The sequence below is a fragment of the Streptomyces sp. NPDC001380 genome (genome assembly GCF_042895785.1).
GTDB lineage: Bacteria > Actinomycetota > Actinomycetes > Streptomycetales > Streptomycetaceae > Peterkaempfera.
On record NZ_JBIAWP010000009.1, the window covers coordinates 249,775 to 268,865 of the forward strand.

General features: G+C 73.7%; 17 protein-coding genes. 14 read left to right on the forward strand and 3 right to left on the reverse strand.

Annotation, left to right across the window (positions count from 1 at the left end; all coding sequences use genetic code 11):
* Positions 1 to 5 precede the first annotated feature (5 nt).
* From ACFY07_RS14215 to nuoN, 13 genes are read left to right on the forward strand one after another with little or no spacing between them, the layout of a single operon-like run.
* Positions 6 to 560 carry an NADH-quinone oxidoreductase subunit B family protein gene (locus tag ACFY07_RS14215; protein WP_230746275.1) on the forward strand — a complete coding sequence of 185 codons (555 nt, stop codon included), beginning with the start codon at positions 6 to 8 and terminating at the stop codon, positions 558 to 560.
* Positions 557 to 1,384 (forward strand): NADH-quinone oxidoreductase subunit C, encoded by an 828-nt coding sequence (locus tag ACFY07_RS14220; protein WP_390868897.1) that lies wholly within the window; start codon positions 557 to 559, stop codon positions 1,382 to 1,384. The genes ACFY07_RS14215 and ACFY07_RS14220 overlap by 4 nt, the downstream gene beginning before the upstream one ends.
* Positions 1,384 to 2,730 (forward strand): NADH-quinone oxidoreductase subunit D, encoded by a 1,347-nt coding sequence (locus ACFY07_RS14225; protein ID WP_230746279.1) that lies wholly within the window; start codon positions 1,384 to 1,386, stop codon positions 2,728 to 2,730. The genes ACFY07_RS14220 and ACFY07_RS14225 overlap by 1 nt, the downstream gene beginning before the upstream one ends.
* Positions 2,731 to 2,789: 59 nt before the next feature.
* On the forward strand, positions 2,790 to 3,638 hold the full coding sequence (nuoE, locus tag ACFY07_RS14230) for an NADH-quinone oxidoreductase subunit NuoE (protein WP_390868930.1): 849 nt from the start codon (positions 2,790 to 2,792) through the stop codon (positions 3,636 to 3,638).
* Positions 3,635 to 5,026: an NADH-quinone oxidoreductase subunit NuoF gene (gene nuoF, locus ACFY07_RS14235; protein WP_390868898.1), complete on the forward strand. Its 1,392-nt coding sequence runs from the start codon at positions 3,635 to 3,637 to the stop codon at positions 5,024 to 5,026. Before nuoE ends, nuoF begins: the two co-directional genes overlap by 4 nt.
* The gene (locus ACFY07_RS14240; protein WP_390868899.1) at positions 5,027 to 7,573 is read left to right on the forward strand and encodes an NADH-quinone oxidoreductase subunit G; all 2,547 of its coding nucleotides are present in this window, start codon (positions 5,027 to 5,029) and stop codon (positions 7,571 to 7,573) included.
* On the forward strand, positions 7,570 to 8,946 hold the full coding sequence (gene nuoH, locus ACFY07_RS14245; protein WP_390868900.1) for an NADH-quinone oxidoreductase subunit NuoH: 1,377 nt from the start codon (positions 7,570 to 7,572) through the stop codon (positions 8,944 to 8,946). Before ACFY07_RS14240 ends, nuoH begins: the two co-directional genes overlap by 4 nt.
* A gap of 1 nt (position 8,947) precedes the next feature.
* Entirely contained in the window at positions 8,948 to 9,520 is a 573-nt protein-coding gene (gene nuoI, locus ACFY07_RS14250) for an NADH-quinone oxidoreductase subunit NuoI (RefSeq protein ID WP_390868932.1), read from the forward strand.
* A complete protein-coding gene (locus tag ACFY07_RS14255; RefSeq protein ID WP_230746287.1) occupies positions 9,517 to 10,464 on the forward strand; it encodes an NADH-quinone oxidoreductase subunit J in 948 nt (315 codons plus the stop codon). Before nuoI ends, ACFY07_RS14255 begins: the two co-directional genes overlap by 4 nt.
* Positions 10,461 to 10,760: an NADH-quinone oxidoreductase subunit NuoK gene (gene nuoK, locus ACFY07_RS14260; RefSeq protein WP_230746295.1), complete on the forward strand. Its 300-nt coding sequence runs from the start codon at positions 10,461 to 10,463 to the stop codon at positions 10,758 to 10,760. Before ACFY07_RS14255 ends, nuoK begins: the two co-directional genes overlap by 4 nt.
* A gap of 18 nt (positions 10,761 to 10,778) precedes the next feature.
* Complete coding sequence (gene nuoL, locus ACFY07_RS14265) at positions 10,779 to 12,674, forward strand: NADH-quinone oxidoreductase subunit L (protein WP_390868901.1); 1,896 nt, start codon at positions 10,779 to 10,781, stop codon at positions 12,672 to 12,674.
* Positions 12,674 to 14,338 carry an NADH-quinone oxidoreductase subunit M gene (locus ACFY07_RS14270; protein ID WP_390868902.1) on the forward strand — a complete coding sequence of 555 codons (1,665 nt, stop codon included), beginning with the start codon at positions 12,674 to 12,676 and terminating at the stop codon, positions 14,336 to 14,338. The genes nuoL and ACFY07_RS14270 overlap by 1 nt, the downstream gene beginning before the upstream one ends.
* Positions 14,335 to 15,993, forward strand: a complete 1,659-nt coding sequence (nuoN, locus tag ACFY07_RS14275; protein ID WP_390868903.1) for an NADH-quinone oxidoreductase subunit NuoN — start codon at positions 14,335 to 14,337, stop codon at positions 15,991 to 15,993. The genes ACFY07_RS14270 and nuoN overlap by 4 nt, the downstream gene beginning before the upstream one ends.
* 121 nt (positions 15,994 to 16,114) lie before the next feature.
* On the opposite strand, the gene ACFY07_RS14280 is transcribed toward nuoN, so the two are convergent.
* Genes ACFY07_RS14280 through ACFY07_RS14290 form a run of 3 tightly spaced genes read right to left on the reverse strand, consistent with a single transcriptional unit; the run spans position 16,115 to position 17,828 of the window.
* Positions 16,115 to 16,432: a type II toxin-antitoxin system PemK/MazF family toxin gene (locus ACFY07_RS14280; protein ID WP_390868904.1), complete on the reverse strand. Its 318-nt coding sequence runs from the start codon at positions 16,430 to 16,432 to the stop codon at positions 16,115 to 16,117.
* The gene (locus ACFY07_RS14285; protein ID WP_390868905.1) at positions 16,429 to 16,629 is read right to left on the reverse strand and encodes a hypothetical protein; all 201 of its coding nucleotides are present in this window, start codon (positions 16,627 to 16,629) and stop codon (positions 16,429 to 16,431) included. Before ACFY07_RS14285 ends, ACFY07_RS14280 begins: the two co-directional genes overlap by 4 nt.
* Complete coding sequence (locus tag ACFY07_RS14290; protein WP_390868906.1) at positions 16,614 to 17,828, reverse strand: phosphotransferase enzyme family protein; 1,215 nt, start codon at positions 17,826 to 17,828, stop codon at positions 16,614 to 16,616. Before ACFY07_RS14290 ends, ACFY07_RS14285 begins: the two co-directional genes overlap by 16 nt.
* Before the next feature lie 204 nt (positions 17,829 to 18,032).
* On the opposite strand from ACFY07_RS14290, the gene ACFY07_RS14295 reads away from it, so the two are divergent.
* Complete coding sequence (locus tag ACFY07_RS14295) at positions 18,033 to 19,043, forward strand: polyprenyl synthetase family protein (protein ID WP_390868907.1); 1,011 nt, start codon at positions 18,033 to 18,035, stop codon at positions 19,041 to 19,043.
* Positions 19,044 to 19,091 lie beyond the last annotated feature (48 nt).

A 19,091-nucleotide genomic window follows, 5' to 3' on the forward strand; every position in this document is an offset into this window, starting at 1 on the left:
AACACATGGGTATCGAGGAGAAACTGCCGAGCGGCTTCCTGCTCACCACCGTGGAGACCGCCGCCGGGTGGGTGCGGAAGGCGTCGCTCTTCCCGGCCACCTTCGGGCTGGCCTGCTGCGCCATCGAGATGATGACGACGGGCGCGGGCCGGTACGACCTGGCGCGGTTCGGCATGGAGGTCTTCCGCGGCTCGCCGCGCCAGGCCGACCTGATGATCGTCGCCGGGCGGGTGAGCCAGAAGATGGCCCCGGTGCTCCGCCAGGTCTACGACCAGATGGCGAACCCGAAGTGGGTCATCTCCATGGGCGTGTGCGCCTCGTCGGGCGGCATGTTCAACAACTACGCGATCGTCCAGGGCGTCGACCACATCGTGCCCGTCGACATCTACCTGCCCGGCTGCCCGCCGCGGCCCGAGATGCTGATGGACGCGATCCTCAAGCTCCACGACAAGATCCAGCACGAGAAGCTGGGCGTGAACCGCCGCAGGGCGGAGGAGCAGGCCGAGGAAGAGGCGCTGCGGGCGGTCCCGACGATCGAGATGAAGGGGCTGCTGCGGTGAGCGGCGTCAACGGCGCCGGCGGCGCCAACGGGTCGGGGGGCGCGAACGGCCACAACGGCGCGAACGGCCACAACGGCGCGAACGGCCACAACGGCGCGAACGGGAAGGCCGACGGCTCCCTCCCCGCCCCCCGCGGCGAGGGCGGCCGCGAGGAGGTCATCGGCGTCCGCCGCGGCATGTTCGGCACCCGGGGCACCGGCGACACCTCCGGCTTCGGGGGCCTGGTCGCCCCGGTCACGCTCCCGGGCGGGAGCACGCGCCCGTACGGCGGCTGGTTCGACGAGGTCGCCGACGAGCTGGAGGGCGCGCTGGAGGAGCAGGCGGAGGCGGGCCGCGGCGCCGGCCCCGCCGAGGCGGTCGAGAAGACCGTCGTCGACCGCGGCGAGCTGACCTTCCACGTCCGCCGCGAGCACCTGCTCCAGGTCGCCCGCACCCTGCGCGACGACCCGGCGCTCCGCTTCGAGCTCTGCCTCGGCGTGAGCGGCGTCCACTACCCGGGTGACCACGGGCGCGAGCTGCATGCGGTGTACCACCTGCGGTCGCTCACCCACGGCCGGCTGGTCCGGGTGGAGGTGTCCGCGCCCGACGCGGACCCGCACATCCCGTCCACCGTCGCGGTCTACCCCACCAACGACTGGCACGAGCGCGAGGCGTACGACTTCTTCGGCATCGTCTTCGACGGCCACCCCGCGCTCACCCGGATCATGATGCCGGACGACTGGCTGGGCCACCCGCAGCGCAAGGACTACCCGCTCGGCGGCATCCCCGTCGAGTACAAGGGCGCCCAGATCCCGGCGCCCGACCAGCGGAGGTCGTACTCCTGATGACGGACAGCCAGCAGACAGCAGGGGCCGCCGCGGCGGGGACCCGGGAGACCACCGAGGGGCGCGTCTTCACGGTCACCGGCGGCGACTGGGACGAGGTCGTGGCCGCGGCCGCCGGCAGGGCGGACGACGAGCGGATCATCGTCAACATGGGCCCCCAGCACCCGTCCACCCACGGCGTGCTCCGGCTCATCCTCGAGATCGACGGCGAGACGGTGACCGAGGCCCGCTGCGGCATCGGCTACCTGCACACCGGCATCGAGAAGAACATGGAGTTCCGGAGCTGGACGCAGGGCACCACCTTCGTCACGCGCATGGACTACCTGACGCCGCTCTTCAACGAGACGGCGTACTGCCTCGCGGTGGAGCGGCTCCTCGGCGTCACCGAGCAGGTGCCCGACCGGGCGACCGTGATCCGGGTCCTCATGATGGAGCTCAACCGGATCTCCTCCCACCTGGTCTGCCTCGCCACCGGCGGCATGGAGATCGGCTCCACCACGCTGATGATCTACGGCTTCCGGGACCGCGAGATCATCCTCGACATCTTCGAGCTGGTCACCGGCCTGCGGATGAACCACGCGTACGTCCGCCCCGGCGGCCTCGCGCAGGACCTCCCGTCCGGCGCCGTCGACCAGGTCCGCGAGGGTGTCAAGCTGCTCCGCTCCCGGATGCACGAGTACGACAAGCTCGCCACCGACAACCCGGTCTTCAAGGCCCGCCTGGTCGACGTCGGCCACCTGGACCTGGCCGGCTGCATGGCGCTCGGCGTGACGGGCCCGATCCTGCGCTCCACCGGCCTGCCGCACGACCTGCGCAAGTCCGACCCCTACTGCGGCTACGAGACCTACGACTTCGAGGTCGCCACCGCGGACACCTGCGACTCCTACGGCCGGTTCCTCATCCGCCTGGAGGAGATGAAGCAGTCGCTGCGGATCGTGGAGCAGTGCCTGGACCGGCTGCGGCCGGGACCGGTGATGATCGAGGACAAGAAGATCGCCTGGCCGGCCCAGCTCGCCATCGGGCCCGACGGCATGGGCAACTCCCTCGACCACATCCGGAAGATCATGGGCACCTCCATGGAGGCCCTGATCCACCACTTCAAGCTCGTGACCGAGGGCTTCCGCGTCCCGGCCGGGCAGGCGTACGCGGCCGTGGAGTCCCCCAAGGGCGAACTCGGCGTGCACGCGGTGAGCGACGGCGGCACGCGGCCGTTCCGGGTCCACTTCCGCGACCCGTCGTTCACCAACCTGCAGTCCATGGCGGCGATGTGCGAGGGCGGCCAGGTCGCCGACGTCATCGTCGCGGTGGCCGGCATCGACCCGGTGATGGGAGGCGTGGACCGGTGACGACCCACGAGACGGCGACGACCCACGAGGGGCCCGCGGCGCAGCCCGTCGGGCTCGGCATGCCGGCGCTGCCGGCGCCGGACTACCCCGCGGACGTACGGGCCCGGCTGGACGCCGACGCGAAGGAGCTGATCGGCCGCTACCCGGTGGCCCGCTCCGCACTCCTGCCGCTGCTGCACCTGGTGCAGTCCGAGGAGGGCTGGGTCAGCCCCACCGGCATCCGGTTCTGCGCCGAGCAGCTCGGCCTCACCACGGCCGAGGTCACCGCGGTGGCGACCTTCTACACCATGTACCGGCGCCGGCCCGCCGGGAAGTACCACGTCGGGGTGTGCACCAACACCCTGTGCGCGGTCCTCGGCGGCGACCAGATCTTCGCCGAGCTCAAGGAGCACCTCGGGATCGAGAACAACGAGACCACCGAGGACGGCGCGGTCTCGATCGAGCACATCGAGTGCAACGCCGCCTGCGACTACGCGCCGGTGATGACGGTGAACTGGGAGTTCTTCGACAACCAGACGCCGGAGAGCGCCAAGCGGCTCGTGGACGACCTGCGGGCCGGCCACACGGTCCTCCCCACCCGGGGCGCGGCGCTCTGCACGTTCAGGGAGACGTCCCGCATCCTCGCCGGGTTCCCCGACGAGCGGCCCGGCGCGCTCGACGCGTCCGGCGCCGGCGGCGCCCCCTCCCTCGCCGGGCTGCGCCTCGCCCGCGGCGAGACCCTGCCGGGCGGCGGCACGGCCAGGGTCGTCTCCCCCCGCCACCAGGAGGGCGCCGACGCGGCGCCGGGGGGCCCGTCGCAGGGCGCCCCCTCCGCGCACGACGCCCCCGCCGAGACGGCCGCGTCCGACCCCCACCGCACCGGCGACGCCGCCGGGCCCGCCGCACCGGAAGGAGGCGAGGACCGATGACCGCCGACAGCCTGGTCGGGGAGGCGGGACCGGAGAAGCTCCTCACCCCGGTCCTCTCCGCCACCTGGGACGACCACCGGCCCTGGACGCTGGACACCTACCGCCGCCACGACGGCTACCAGGGCCTCGCCGCCGCGCTGCGCATGCAGCCCGACGAGGTCATCGCCCTGGTCAAGGACGCGGGCCTGCGCGGCCGCGGCGGCGCCGGCTTCCCCACCGGCATGAAGTGGCAGTTCATCCCGCAGGGCGACGGCAAGCCGCACTACCTCGTCGTCAACGCCGACGAGTCCGAGCCCGGCACCTGCAAGGACATGCCGCTGCTCTTCGCCAACCCGCACAGCCTCATCGAGGGCATGGTGATCGCCAGCTACGCGATCCGCTGCAGCCACGCCTTCGTGTACCTGCGCGGCGAGGTCGTCCCGGTGCTGCGCCGCCTCCAGGCGGCCGTCGCCGAGGCGTACGCGGCGGGCCTGCTCGGCCGGGACATCCAGGGCTCCGGCTTCGACCTGGACATCACCGTGCACGCGGGCGCCGGCGCGTACATCTGCGGCGAGGAGACCGCGCTGCTGGACTCCCTGGAGGGCCGCCGCGGCCAGCCCAGGCTCCGGCCGCCGTTCCCCGCGATCGCCGGCCTGTACGCCTGCCCGACCGTGGTCAACAACGTGGAGTCCATCGCCTCGGTGCCGGCCATCCTGCACCGCGGCAAGGAGTGGTTCCGCTCGCTCGGCAGCGAGAAGTCCCCCGGCTTCACCCTCTACTCCCTCTCCGGGCACGTCACCAACCCCGGCCAGTACGAGGCGCCGCTCGGGGTGACCCTGCGGCAGCTGCTGGAGATGAGCGGCGGCGTGCGCGAGGGCCACCGGCTGAAGTTCTGGACGCCGGGCGGCTCCTCCACGCCGATGTTCACCGACCAGCACCTGGACGTGCCCCTCGACTACGAGGGCGTCGGCGCCGCCGGGTCGATGCTCGGCACCAAGGCCCTCCAGGTCTTCGACGAGACGACCTGCGTGGTCCGCGCCGTCACCCGGTGGACCGAGTTCTACGCCCACGAGTCCTGCGGCAAGTGCACCCCCTGCCGCGAGGGCACCTACTGGCTGGTGCAGCTCATGCGCCGCATCGAGGCCGGCGAGGGCGTCCAGGCCGACCTGGACAAGCTGCTGGACATCGCCGACAACATCTTCGGCAAGTCCTTCTGCGCCCTCGGCGACGGCGCCGCCAGCCCCATCATCTCCTCGCTCCAGTACTTCCGCGAGGAGTACGAGCAGCACATCGCCCAGCGCGGCTGCCCCTTCGACCCGGCGGCGTCCACCGTCTGGGCCGGGCGGCAGCCCGCCGTCAACGGAAACGCCGCCCGCCGGCCCGCCCAGGAGAAGGGGGTGCTCGCCTAAATGACCGTCACCACCGGCACACCGGAAGGGACGGCCGCGGCGCCGCCACCGGAAGACCTTGTCACCGTCACCATCGACGGCGTCGACCTCCAGGTGCCCAAGGGCACCCTGGTGATCCGCGCCGCGGAGCTGATCGGCGTCCAGATCCCCCGGTTCTGCGACCACCCGCTGCTGGACCCCGCCGGGGCCTGCCGCCAGTGCATCGTCGAGGTCGAGGGGCAGCGCAAGCCGCTGGCCTCCTGCACCACGACCGTCACCGACGGGATGGTCGTCCGCACCCAGGCCACCTCCCCGGTCGCCGAGAAGGCGCAGCGCGGGGTGATGGAGCTGCTGCTCATCAACCACCCGCTGGACTGCCCGGTCTGCGACAAGGGCGGCGAGTGCCCGCTGCAGAACCAGGCCATGTCCACCGGGGCCCCCGACACCCGCTTCGAGGGCGCCAAGCGGACCTACGCCAAGCCCGTCCCGATCTCCACCCAGGTCCTGCTGGACCGCGAGCGGTGCGTGCTGTGCGCCCGCTGCACCCGCTTCTCGCAGCAGATCGCGGGCGACCCCTTCATCGACCTGGTGGAGCGCGGCGCCCTGCAGCAGGTGGGCACCGGCGAGGGCGACGACTTCCGGTCGTACTTCTCCGGCAACACCATCCAGATCTGCCCGGTGGGCGCGCTCACCTCCGCCGCGTACCGGTTCCGGTCGCGGCCGTTCGACCTGGTCTCCTCGCCCGGCGTCTGCGAGCACTGCTCCTCCGGCTGCGCGGTCCGCACCGACCACCGGCGCGGCAAGGTGCTGCGCCGCCTCGCCGGGGACGACCCGGAGGTCAACGAGGAGTGGAACTGCGACAAGGGCCGGTTCGCCTTCCGCTACGCCCAGCAGCGCGACCGGCTCACCACCCCGCTGGTCCGCGGCGAGGACGGGGAGCTCGTCCCCGCCTCCTGGCCGGAGGCCCTGGAGCGGGCCGCCGCCGGGCTCGCCGCCGCCCGCGGGCGCGCGGGCGTCCTGGTGGGCGGCCGGTCCACGGTCGAGGACGCCTACGCGTACGCCAAGTTCGCCCGGGTCGCCCTCGCCACCAACGACGTCGACTTCCGCGCCCGCCCGCACAGCGCCGAGGAGGCCGCCTTCCTGGCCGCCGCCGTCGCCGGGCACGGGATCGACCTCGACGGGGCGGGCGTCTCGTACCGGACGCTGGAGGCCGCCCCGGCGGTCCTCCTCGCGGGCCTCGAGCCCGAGGAGGAGTCGCCGATCGTCTTCCTGCGGCTGCGCAAGGCCTCCCGCAGGGGCCTGCGGGTCTTCTCGCTCGCCACCCACGCCTCCCGGGGCCTGGCCAAGCTCGGCGGCGCCCTGCTGCCCGCGGCGCCCGGCACCGAGGCCGAGTGGCTGGACGCCCTCGCCGGCGACGAGCCCCTGGTCGAGGACGCGGGCCGCGCCGCCGACCTGCTCCGCGCCGAGGGCGCGGTCGTCCTGGTCGGCGAGCGGCTCGCCACCGTGCCGGGCGCGCTCACCGCCGCCCTGCGGCTCGCCCGCGCCACCGGCGCCCGCCTGGCCTGGGTGCCGCGCCGGGCCGGGGAGCGGGGCGCGCTGGAGGCCGGCGCGCTGCCGGGCCTGCTGCCCGGCGGACGGCCCGCCGCCGACCCCGACGCGCGGGCGCAGACCGCCGCCGCCTGGGGCATCGCCGCGATCCCGGCCGACGCCGGGCGCGACACCGGGCGGATCCTGTCGGCCGCCGCCTCCGGCGAGCTGGGGGCGCTGCTGGTCGGCGGCGTGGAGACCGCCGACCTGCCGGACCCGGCCGCCGCCGAGGCCGCGCTCGACGCGGTGCCGTTCCTCGTCAGCCTGGAGCTGCGGCCCTCCGAGGTCACCGCCCGCGCCGACGTCGTGCTGCCGGTGGCGGCCGTCGCGGAGAAGGCCGGCACCTTCCTCACCTGGGAGGGGCGGGTGCGGCTCTTCGAGGCCGCCCTCAAGCCGGACCAGCAGACGCAGCGGCACCTCCGCTCCGACCTGCAGGTCCTCGCCATGCTGGCCGACGCCATGGACGTCCACCTGGGCCTCCCGGACCTCACCGCGGCCCGCCGCGAGCTGGACGCCCTCGGCCCGTGGACCGGCACCCGGGCCCAGGCCCCGGCCGAGCACCGCGGCCCGGTGCCGCGGCCCGCCGCCGGCCAGGCCGTCCTGGGCGGCTGGCGCCAGCTGCTGGACCGCGGCGTGCTCCAGGACGGCGACGTCCACCTGGCCGGCACCCGCCACCCCGCCGTCGTCCGGCTCTCGCCCGCGACCGCCGCCGAGGCCGGCGCCGCCGACGGCGCCCCGGTCGCCGTCACCGGCCCCGCCGGGTCGGTGGTCCTGCCGCTCGCCGTCACCGCCGGGATGCCCGACCGCACGGTCTGGCTCCCGCTCAACTCCACCGACGGCGGCGCCCTGCGGGCGCTGGGCACCGGCACCGGGAGCGTCGTCTCCGTCGCGCCGGCGCCCGCCGTCCCGGCGGGCACCTCCGGGAGCCCCTCCGAGAACCCCTCCGAGAACCCCTCCGAGAACGGGGAGGAGGACCGATGACCCCCGCGGCCCTCGCCGACACCGCGCAGCAGGCCGGCCTCTTCGGCACCGACCCCTGGTGGCTGGTGCTCCTCAAGGCCGTCTTCACCTTCGCCTTCCTGGTCGTCACGGTGCTGATCGCGATCGTCTGGGAGCGCAAGGTCGTCGCCTGGATGCAGCTGCGGATCGGCCCCAACCGGCACGGCCCCTGGGGCATGCTCCAGTCGCTCGCCGACGGCGTGAAGCTGGCCCTCAAGGAGGACCTGGTCGTCACCGGCGCCGACAAGGCCGTCTACGTCCTGGCCCCGATCGTCTGCGTCATCCCGGCCTTCATGGCCTTCGCGGTGATCCCCTTCGGCCCGGCCGGGCACGAGGTCTCGATCTTCGGCACCCGCACCACGATGCAGCTCACCGACCTGCCGATCGGCATGCTGTACATCCTGGCCACCGCCTCGGTCGGCATCTACGGCATCGTGCTGGCCGGCTGGTCGTCCGGCTCCACGTACCCGCTGCTCGGCGGCCTGCGCTCGGCGGCGCAGATGATCTCCTACGAGATCGCGATGGGCCTCTCCTTCGCCGCGGTGTTCATCTACTCCAAGTCGATGTCCACCTCGCAGATCGTCGAGGCGCAGCAGCCCCGGTGGTTCGCGGTGATGCTGCCGGTCTCCTTCCTGGTCTACATCGTGGCCATGGTCGGCGAGACCAACCGGGCCCCCTTCGACCTCCCCGAGGCCGAGGGCGAGCTGGTCGGCGGCTTCAACACCGAGTACTCCTCGCTGAAGTTCGCGATGTTCATGCTCGCCGAGTACGTCAACATGGTCACCGTCTCGGCCGTCGCCTCCACCCTCTTCCTGGGCGGCTGGCGGGCCCCGTGGCCGGTCAGCGCCGTCTGGGCGGGCGCCAACCACGGGTGGTGGCCCATCCTCTGGATCACGGTCAAGATCCAGCTGCTGCTCTTCTTCTTCATCTGGCTGCGCGGCACCCTGCCCCGGCTCCGCTACGACCAGTTCATGAAGCTGGGGTGGAAGGTCCTCATCCCGGTCTCGCTGGTCTGGCTGGTGCTGGTCGCCACCGTCCGCGCGCTGCGCAACGAGGGCTACGGCTTCCCCCAGGTCGTCCTCTACGTCGGCGCGCCGATCCTCGTGGTCATCCTGCTCACGTCGGTCTGGGACGTCCTGCGGCGCCGGGAGAAGGCCGTGCCGGAGCAGCCGCAGGAGCCCTTCGACCCCATGGCGGGCGGCTTCCCCGTCCCGCCCATGCCCGGCCAGGAGCTCCCGCCCGTACCGCGGCGCAGGAGCCGCGTCCAGCAGCCGTCCCCCGCACTGGAGGAGCCCGGCGAACCCGCCGCCGTGGGCGGCGGCACCTCCGACCCGAAGGGAGCCGACGGTGCCTGACATGTTGGGCCCGGCCGCCGGATTCGGCGTGACCTTCAAGGCCATGTTCAAGAAGCGCCTCACCGAGCAGTACCCCGAGCAGAAGAAGGAGACCGCGCCCCGCTTCCACGGCCGCCACCAGCTCAACCGGCACCCCGACGGCCTGGAGAAGTGCGTCGGCTGCGAGCTGTGCGCCTGGGCCTGCCCCGCCGACGCCATCTACGTGGAGGGCGCCGACAACACCGAGGAGGAGCGCTACTCCCCGGGCGAGCGGTACGGCGCGGTGTACCAGATCAACTACGCCCGCTGCATCCTCTGCGGGCTCTGCATCGAGGCCTGCCCCACCCGGGCGCTCACCATGACCAACGAGTACGAGCTCGCCGACCGCAGCCGCGCCGACCTGATCTTCACCAAGGAGCAACTGCTGGCCGGCCTCACCGAGGGCATGGTCCCCCCGCCGCACGCCATGTACCCCGGCACCGACGAGGGCGCCTACTACCGCGGCGAGGTCACCGCCGCCGCCCCCGGCACCGAGACCCAGTCCCGGTCCCGGGATGCGGCCGGGCACGAGGCCGAGGAGGCGGGCCGGTCATGACCACCGCACACCTGGCCGCGGCCGTCACGGGCGCCACCTCCACCGGCGAGGCCGTGCAGTTCTGGATCCTGGCCGTGGTCGCCGTCGGCGGCGCCCTCGGCATGGTCCTCATGCGCAAGGCCGTGCACAGCGCGCTCTGCCTCGCCGCCACCATGCTGGCCCTCGCGGTCTGCTACATGGCGCAGGGCGCGGTCTTCCTCGGCGTCGTCCAGATCGTCGTCTACACCGGCGCGATCATGATGCTCTTCCTCTTCGTCGTCATGCTCGTGGGCGTCACCTCGGCCGACTCCCTCAAGGAGACCCTGCGGGGCCAGCGGTGGGCCGCCGCCCTCTGCGGCACCGGCTTCGGCGTGCTGCTCATGGCCGGCATCGCCAACGCCCGCCTCCGCACCTTCACCGGCCTGGCGCAGGCCAACGCCGACGGCAACGTGCAGGGCCTGGCCCGGCTGGTCTTCACCCGGTACGTCTGGGCCTTCGAGGTCACCGGCGCCCTGCTGATCACCGCCGCCGTCGGCGCCATGGTGCTCACCCACCGGGAGCGCACCGAGGAGCGGGCCACCCAGCGCGAGCTGGCCGCCCGGCGCGTCCGCGAGGGCGTGCAGGTCACCCCGCTGCCCGCGCCCGGCGTCTACGCCCGGCACAACGCGGTGGACATCCCCGGCATGCTGCCCGACGGCACCACCTCCGACCTCACCGTCAACCCGACGCTGCGCGCCCGCGGCCAGATCCGGGACGTCAGCGGGGACATGCTGCGCCGCATGGAGCAGCTGGAGACCTCCACCGCCGACTACCTCGGCCGCACGCCCCCGCCGCGCCGGGTGGCGGCCTCCGCCCGCGTCCCGCTGGCCGCGGGCGCCGGGGACGAGGCCGGCGACGCCGCCCGCGAGGAAGCCCGTCCGGAGACCCGCAGCGGGGCCCGCACCGAGGAGGCCGAGCAGCAGTGAACCCCGTCAACTACCTGTACCTCGCGGCGCTGCTCTTCACCATCGGCGCCACCGGCGTCCTGGTCCGGCGCAACGCGATCGTCCTGTTCATGTGCGTCGAGCTGATGCTGAACGCGTCCAACCTGGCCCTGGTCACCTTCTCCCGGCTGCACGGCAACCTGGACGGCCAGGTCATCGCGTTCTTCACCATGGTGGTCGCCGCCGCCGAGGTCGTGGTCGGCCTGGCGATCATCGTCAGCATCTTCCGCACCCGGCACTCGGCGTCCGTCGACGACGCCAACCTCATGAAGCTGTAGGCGGAGGCAGACGAACCCGTGAACGCACTCATCCCCGTGCTCGTCGCGGCCCCGCTCGCGGGGGCAGCCCTGCTGCTCCTCGGCGGCCGCCGCCTGGACCGCCTCGGCCACTGGCTGGGCCTCCTCGCCTCCACCGCCTCCTTCGCGGCCGGTGCGGCCCTCTTCGCCCACATGCTGGCGCAGCCCGTCGACCAGCGACCGGTCCACCAGCACCTGTACTCCTGGGTGCCGGTGGGCGGGTTCCAGGCCGACGTCGGCTTCCAGCTGGACCAGCTGTCCATGACCTTCGTCCTGCTGATCACCGGCGTCGGCAGCCTCATCCACCTGTACTCGGTGGGCTACATGGCCCACGACGAGCGCCGCCGCCGCTTCTTCGGCTACCTCAACCTCTTCCTCGCGGCGATGCTGCTGCTGGTCCTCGCCGACAACTACCTGCTGCTGTACGTCGGCTGGGAGGGCGTGGGCCTCGCCTCGTACCTGCTGATCGGCTTCTGGCAGCACAAGCCCAGCGCGGCGACCGCCGCCAAGAAGGCCTTCATCGTCAACCGCGTCGGCGACGTCGGCCTGTCGATCGCGATCATGCTGATGTTCGCGCAGTTCGGCTCCTTCGCCTTCGGCCCGGTCTTCGCCACGGCCGGGGACGCGGGCGAGGGGAAGCTCACCGCGATCGGCCTGATGCTGCTGCTGGCCGCCTGCGGCAAGTCCGCCCAGGTGCCGCTGCAGTCCTGGCTCGGCGACGCCATGGAGGGCCCGACCCCGGTCTCGGCCCTCATCCACGCCGCCACCATGGTCACCGCCGGCGTCTACCTCATCACCCGCTCCGCGGCCATCTTCAACCTGGCGCCCGACGCCCAGCTGGTCGTCGTCTGCGTCGGCGCGGTCACCCTGCTCTTCGGTGCGGTCGTCGGTTGCGCCAAGGACGACATCAAGAAGGCGCTGGCCGGCTCGACCATGTCGCAGATCGGCTACATGGTGCTGGCGGCGGGCCTCGGCCCGGTCGGCTACGCCTTCGCGATCATGCACCTGGTGACCCACGGCTTCTTCAAGGCGGGGCTCTTCCTCGGCGCGGGCTCGGTCATGCACGGCATGGACGACGAGGTGGACATGCGCCACTACGGCGGCCTCAGGACGTACATGCCCGTCACCTTCGTCACCTTCGGCCTCGGCTACCTGGCGATCATCGGCTTCCCCGGCCTGTCGGGCTTCTGGTCCAAGGACCGGATCATCGAGGCCGCCTTCGCCAAGGGCGGCACCGAGGGCTGGATCCTCGGCGCGGTCACCCTGGTCGGCGCGGCGGTCACCGCGTTCTACATGACCCGCGTGATGCTGATGACCTTCTTCGGCGAGAAGCGCTGGCGGACCGACGCGGAGGGGCACGAGCCGCACCCGCACGAGTCGCCCGCGGTGATGACGGTCCCCATGGTCGTCCTCGCGGTGGGCTCGGTCCTCGCGGGCGGCCTCTTCGCCCTCAACAACGCCTTCCTCCACTGGCTGGAGCCGATCACCGGCCACGCCGAGGGCGACTCGCCGCTGAGCCCGGTCGCGGTCAGCGGCCTCACCCTGGCCTGCGTCGCCGCCGGTGTCGCCTGGTCCTGGGCCGTGTACGGGCGCCAGCCCGTGCCGGTCACCCCGCCGGTCGGCTCCGCCCTCACCCGCGCCGCCCGCCGCGACCTGCTGCAGGACGACATCAACCACGCGGTCCTGGTCCGCCCCGGCGAGTACCTGACGCGCGGCCTGGTCTACGCCGACAGCAAGGGCCTGGACGGCTTCGTCAACGGCCTGGCCGCCGCGGTCGGCGGCCTCTCCGGCCGGATGCGGCGGCTGCAGAACGGCTTCGTCCGCTCCTACGCCCTCTCCATGTTCGGCGGCGCCGCGGTCCTGGTCGCCACCACTCTCCTGATGAGGTCGGTCTGATGCCCTTTCCGCTGCTGACCGTCACCGCCGCCGTGCCGGCGGTGGGCGCGGTCGTCACCGCGGCGCTGCCGGCCGCGACCACCGCGGCCAGGCGGCGCACCCCCAAGGCCGTCGCCCTGGCCTTCTCCGCCGCGACCCTCGCCCTGGCGGCGGTCGCCACCGCCCGCTTCGACCCGGGCGGCGACCGCTACCAGCTCACCGAGTCGTACACCTGGATCCGCAGCTTCGGGATCTCCTTCTCGCTCGGCGTCGACGGCATCGGCGTGGTGCTGGCGCTGCTCACCGCCGTGCTGGTGCCGCTGGTGATGCTGGCCTCCTGGCACGACGCCGACCCCGAGGACCCGCACAGCTTCGAGGGGCCGCGCCGCACCCAGGGCTTCTTCGCCCTGGTGCTGGCCGTCGAGGCGATGGTGCTGGTCTCGTTCCTCTCCACCGACGTCTTCCTCTTCTACGTCTTCTTCGAAGCCATGCTCATCCCGATGTACTTCCTCATCGGCGGCTTCGGGGACCGGGCGGGCGGGCCGGACGCCGCGCGGCAGCGCTCCTACGCCGCCGTCAAGTTCCTGCTGTACAACCTGGTCGGCGGCCTGGTCATGCTGGCCGCCGTCGTCGGCCTGTACACCCTCACCGCCCGCGCCGGGCTCGGCAGCGGCGGGGGCGGCACCTTCGACCTGGCGACGATCACCCGGGCCGTCTCCGACGGGAGGCTCGCGATCGACCCGACGGTGGGCAAGGCGCTCTTCCTCGGCTTCTTCTTCGCCTTCGCCGTCAAGGCGCCGCTGTGGCCGCTGCACACCTGGCTGCCCAACGCGATGGGGGAGTCCACCGCCGGCACCGCCGTCCTCATCACCGCGGTCGTCGACAAGGTCGGCACCTTCGCGATGCTCCGCTACTGCCTCGGCCTCTTCCCCGACGCGTCCACGTACTTCGGCCCGGCGATCCTCGTGCTGTCGGTGGTCGGCATCCTCTACGGCGCCCTGCTCGCCGTCGGCCAGAAGGACATCAAGCGCCTCGTCGCCTACGCGTCGATCTCCCACTTCGGCTTCATCATCCTGGGCATCTTCGCGATGACCACCCAGGGCCAGAGCGGCGCCACCCTCTACATGGTCAACCACGGCATCTCCACCGCCGTCCTCATGCTGGTCGCGGGCTTCCTCATCTCGCGGCGCGGCAGCCGCCTCATCGCCGACTTCGGCGGCGTGCAGAAGGTGGCCCCGGTGCTGGCCGGCACCTTCCTGGTCGGCGGCCTGGCGACGCTGTCGCTGCCGGGCCTGGCGCCGTTCGTCAGCGAGTTCCTGGTCCTGGTCGGCACCTTCACCCGGTACCCGGCGCTCGGCGTCGTCGCCACCCTCGGCATCGTGCTGGCCGCGCTCTACGTCCTGGTGCTGTACCAGCGCACCATGACCGGCCCGGTCCGCGAGGGCGTCGGCTCCATGGCCGACCTGAGGGTCCGCGAGGTGGCGGTCGTCGCCCCGCTGATCGTCCTGCTGGTCGTCCTCGGCGTCCACCCCAAGCCGGTCGCCGACATCGTCAACCCCGCCGTCGGCGCCACCATGGCCGACGTCCACCGCACCGACCCGAAGCCGGCCCACCCGGCCGCCGAGCAGCCGTGGTTCTCGTACGCGACCGCCGGCACCGACTCCCCCGGAGGTGTGGCGAAGTGACCGCCCCCGCAACGGCCGCCGCCGTCCACACCCTGTGGACGGCGGCGGGCGACAACCCCGCCATCCCCGCGCCGCACATCGAGTACGGGCAGCTGTCGCCCATGCTCGTCGTCCTCGGCGCCGCCGTGGCCGGCATCCTCGCCGAGGCGTTCCTGCCCCGGCGCGCCCGGTACACCGGCCAGGTCGCCATCGCCCTGCTGGGCCTCGCCGGCGCCTTCGCCGCCGTGGTCGCGCTCGCGGCGAGCGGTTACGCCACCACCAGGGCCGGCCTCGCCGCCATGGGCGCGGTCGCCGTCGACGGACCCGCGCTCTTCCTCCAGGGCGTCATCCTGCTCGTCGCCGTCGTCGCCGTGCTCTCCTTCGCCGAGCGGCGGCTGGAGCCGCGCGGCGCCGACGGCGCGCCCGTGGACGCCTTCGCCCCGCAGGGCTCCGCCGTGCCCGGCAGCGACCAGGAGAAGGCGGCGGCCAGGGCGGGCTTCGCCACCACCGAGGTCTTCCCGCTCACCCTGTTCGCGGTCGCCGGCATGCTGCTCTTCCCCGCCGCGTCCGACCTGCTGACCATGTTCGTGGCGCTGGAGGTCTTCTCCCTGCCGCTCTACCTGCTCTGCGCCCTCGCCCGGCGGCGCCGCCTGCTCTCCCAGGAGGCGGCCGTCAAGTACTTCCTCCTCGGCGCCTTCGCCTCCGCCTTCTTCCTCTTCGGCACCGCGCTGCTCTACGGCTACGCGGGCACCGTGTCGCTCGGCGGCATCGCCGACGTGGTCTCCGGCAAGGCCCCCGTCACCCCGGCCCTGTCGGGCACCACCGGGAACGACGCCCTGCTGCTGATCGGCCTGGCGATGCTCGCCGTCGGCCTGCTCTTCAAGGTCGGCGCCGTCCCCTTCCACGCCTGGACCCCGGACGTCTACCAGGGCGCCCCCACCCCGGTCACCGGCTTCATGGCCGCCGCCACCAAGGTCGCCGCCTTCGGCGCCCTGCTGCGGCTCCTGTACGTGGCCCTGCCCGGCATGCGGTGGGACTGGCGGCCGGTGATGTGGGGCGTCGCCATCCTCACCATGGTGGCGGGCGCGGTCCTGGCGGTCACCCAGACCGACGTGAAGCGGCTCCTGGCGTACTCCTCCATCGCCCACGCCGGGTTCATCCTCACCGGCGTGATCGCCACCGACCGGGCGGGCGTCTCCTCGGTGCTCTTCTACCTGGCGGCGTACTCCTTCGTGACCCTCGGCGCCTTCGCCGTGGTCACCCTGGTCCGCGACGCGGGCGGCGAGGCCACCCACCTGTCGCGGTGGGCCGGCCTCGGGCGGCGCTCGCCGCTGGTGGCGGCGGTCTTCGCGCTCTTCCTGCTGGCCTTCGCGGGCATCCCGCTGACGTCCGGCTTCACCGGGAAGTTCGCCGTCTTCCAGGCGGCGGCGTCCGGCGGCGCGGTGCCGCTGGTGGTCGTGGGCGTCCTGTCGTCGGCGGTCGCGGCCTTCTTCTACATCCGCGTCATCGTCCTGATGTTCTTCTCCGACCCGAAGGCGGACGGCCCGTCCGTGGCGGTCCCCAGCCCGCTCACCGCCACCGCCATCGGCCTCGGCGTGCTGGTCACGGTCGTGCTCGGCCTGCTGCCGCAGTACTTCCTCGACCTGGCGGACAAGGCGTCGGTCTTCGTCCGCTGACCCGCCCGGTCACCCGCGCGCCCCTGCGCGCGCCCGCGCCCCCGGCCGCCCCCGCGGCGCCGGGGGCGCGGGCACGTCCGGGAGGGGACCGCCCGCCCGTCCCCCGGGCCGTCCGGGCGGTTCACAGCCCCAGGCAGCGCGACGCCGCATGCTCGATCCCGGCCAACTCGTCCCTGCCCAGGTAGTGGACCGGCTCGCCGTGGATGCAGTCGACGCCGACGGAACGGAGCCGGTCCACCAGGAACCGGGTCACGGTGCCGCCGATCTCCAGTTCCGGGCGGAACACGGCGGGCTGCGCGCTGGCCGAGGTGGGAACGATCGTGGCCACGGTCCAGGGCATGGAGCCCGGGCTCAGCACCAGGCCGTACCGGCGGCCGCGCTGCTCATGCCCCCGCTCGGCATCGCCCAGGTCCACCCGGTAGACGGTGCCCCGGATCACCAGGCGTCCTCCTCGGCGGAGAGGTCCTCGCCGGCCGGCCGCTCGGCGTCGGACCGGGCCTGGGCCGGCCAGACCTCCCGCTCCAGCAGGCGCAGGGCACGCCGGATGACGTCACTGGTCCGCTCACCGTTGCGCATGGCGGCGCGGATGATGCGTTCGTCTTCCTCGGTCGGCCGGAACCCTATGGTCGTTGCCATGCACTCAGAGCAATGCTCTGTTGCACGAATGTCGAGCACATGTTGCGCAGGCCGTCCGTGAACGCCCGCCCTGCGTCCGAGGCGAACCAGGCCGCGTGGCCCGTGAAGTAGTCCCGGTACGTCTCCAGCGCCTGCTCCGTGCGCCCCAGCACCGTGTGGAAGTACCAGGCCTCCGACAGCGCGTAGTCGGCGTGGACCAGCGGCAGCACCTCCGGCAGGGCCGCCGCCTCGGCGGGGGAGAGCGGCCGCACCGACCGGTAGCCGTCCAGCAGCGCCTCCGCCTGGCCGGGGTGCACGGCGGCCGCGCCCAGCTCCGGCAGGCGCAGCCACTCCACCGCGCACCGCTCCAGCGCGGTCGCCAGGTCGTGGACGGCGGTGGTCCGGTTCGCCAGGCCGAAGTCGAGGACGGCGGCCACCGCGTCGCCGCCCCCGTCACCGCCGCCCGCGTCCTCGCCCGCGCCGCCGCCCCAGAGCAGGTTGCTGCCGTGCCAGTCGCCGTGCGTCCACAGCGGCGCCAGCTCCGGCGGGCGGTCCGGGACCAGCCGCAGGTGGACCCGCTCCAGGTCGCCCCGCCAGTCCACCCGCTCCAGCAGCTCCCCCAGGCCCGGCCGGGCCGCGGCGAAGGCCGCCAGGGCCGCCACCGGGTCGCCGGCCGTCCCGAACACCTCGTGCGAGGCCAGCAGCGGCAGCGGCCCGCGCGGCGGCGCCCCGTACCCCTCGGCGGCCAGGTGCAGACGCGCCAGGGCCGCGCCCGCGGAGCGGGCCTGGGCCGCCGACAGGTACGGCGTCCAGGAGAAGCGGTCCCGGTAGCGGTCCTCGCCCGGAAGCGCCGTGTGCACCTCGTACGTCCACGGGCCGCACGCGACCGCGGTCGCCCCGTCCCGGTCGGGCAGCACCCGGGCCACCGGCGCCCCGCGCGCCGCCAGGTGCGCCAGGAAGCGGTGCTCCTCCGCCAGCGCGGCGGCGCGGCGCACCGAGCGGTGGTGGCGCTTGACGAAGAGGCGCCGGCCGTCGCGGGTCCGGACCAGCGCGCCCGCCGACAGGGGCCGTGGGCTGCGCCACAGCACCGCGTCCAGGCCGCCGGTCCCGGGCACGCGGTCCAGCAGCCGGGCGGTCTCGTCCCCGGTCAGCGGCGGCCAGTCGGGCGCCACGAGCTCGGCCCGGCCCATGCCGAGCACCCGCGTCCCGCCGTCCGCCACCGCCGCACCTCCTCCGCACCCGCCGCTCCCGCCCGCGTCCCCCCATCCTCGCCCATCGGCCGCGGACCCCCGCCGGACGGCGTCGGCGCGGCCCGGGGAGCAGTGCCCACGCAGTGATCGAAGAGCGACCGGATACCCTGCCCTTGATGGCATCGGCGGCCGCCGCCAGGGCCGCAGGAACGACCAGCGACAGGAGTGGTCTCCGTGACCGTCGTGGGCCCCTTCGGGCTGAGCATGCAGGACGAGGCCCTCGAGGCCGGCGTCCGGTACGGCATGGCCGCTGTCGAGGAGGCGTTGCTGGATGCCACCAAGAGCGACACGCCGTTCATCACCGCCGCCGCCCAGCACCTGCTCGCGGCCGGGGGCAAACGGTTCCGTCCGCTGCTGGTGCTCCTCGCCTCCCACTTCGGCGACCCGGCCGCCCCCGGCGTCGTCCCGGCCGCCCTGGTCGTGGAGCTCACCCACCTCGCCACCCTCTACCACGACGACGTGATGGACGAGGCGCCCGTGCGGCGCGGCACCCCCAGTGCCAACGCCCGCTGGGACAACTCCGTCGCCATCCTCACCGGCGACTTCCTCTTCTCCCGCGCCTCGCAGGTGCTGGCCGACCTCGGCCCGCAGGCGGTGCGGCTGCAGGCGGAGGCGTTCGAGCGGCTGGTCACCGGCCAGATCCTGGAGACCGCCGGCCCCCGGCCGGGCGACGACCCGGTCCGGCACTACCTGGACGTCATCAGCGGCAAGACCAGTGCGCTGGTGGCGGTCTCCTGCCGGTTCGGCGCCATGCTCTCCGGCGCCGACGAGCGGACGGTGGACGTCCTCACCGAGTTCGGGGAGCGGATCGGCACCGCCTTCCAGCTCGCCGACGACATCCTGGACGTCGCCAGCGACGGCCACGAGTCCGGCAAGACGCCCGGTACGGACCTGCGCGAGGGCGTCCCCACGCTGCCCGTGCTGCTGCTGCGCGCCATGCCCGCCGACCCCTCCGACCCGGACGACACCCGGCTGCGGGAGCTGCTCGACGGCGACCTCGCCGACGACGCCCGGCACGCGGAGGCCCTGGGCCTGCTGCGCCGCCACCCCGCGCTGGAGCGGGCCCGCCGCGAGACCCTGCAGTACGCGGACGAGGCCCGCGCCCTGCTGGGCCGGCTGCCGCACTGCCCCGCCCGCGCGGCCCTGGAGGGGCTCTGCGACGCGGTGGCCGTCCGCACCATGTGAGCGGGCGGCTCGCGGCGCCCGGAGGGCCCGGCCGTATGAGCCGGACCG

What these genes read in the sequence shown, in the direction of transcription:
- ACFY07_RS14215 (WP_230746275.1), top strand. Translation starts at nt 6, where the DNA reads ATGGGTATCGAGGAGAAACTGCCGAGCGGCTTCCTGCTCACCACCGTG.
- ACFY07_RS14270 (WP_390868902.1), top strand. Translation starts at nt 12,674, where the DNA reads ATGCCCTTTCCGCTGCTGACCGTCACCGCCGCCGTGCCGGCGGTGGGC.
- nuoF (WP_390868898.1), top strand. Translation starts at nt 3,635, where the DNA reads ATGACCGCCGACAGCCTGGTCGGGGAGGCGGGACCGGAGAAGCTCCTC.
- ACFY07_RS14285 (WP_390868905.1), bottom strand. Translation starts at nt 16,629, where the DNA reads ATGGCAACGACCATAGGGTTCCGGCCGACCGAGGAAGACGAACGCATC.
- ACFY07_RS14255 (WP_230746287.1), top strand. Translation starts at nt 9,517, where the DNA reads ATGACCACCGCACACCTGGCCGCGGCCGTCACGGGCGCCACCTCCACC.
- nuoI (WP_390868932.1), top strand. Translation starts at nt 8,948, where the DNA reads ATGTTGGGCCCGGCCGCCGGATTCGGCGTGACCTTCAAGGCCATGTTC.
- nuoE (WP_390868930.1), top strand. Translation starts at nt 2,790, where the DNA reads ATGCCGGCGCTGCCGGCGCCGGACTACCCCGCGGACGTACGGGCCCGG.
- nuoH (WP_390868900.1), top strand. Translation starts at nt 7,570, where the DNA reads ATGACCCCCGCGGCCCTCGCCGACACCGCGCAGCAGGCCGGCCTCTTC.
- ACFY07_RS14225 (WP_230746279.1), top strand. Translation starts at nt 1,384, where the DNA reads ATGACGGACAGCCAGCAGACAGCAGGGGCCGCCGCGGCGGGGACCCGG.
- ACFY07_RS14240 (WP_390868899.1), top strand. Translation starts at nt 5,027, where the DNA reads ATGACCGTCACCACCGGCACACCGGAAGGGACGGCCGCGGCGCCGCCA.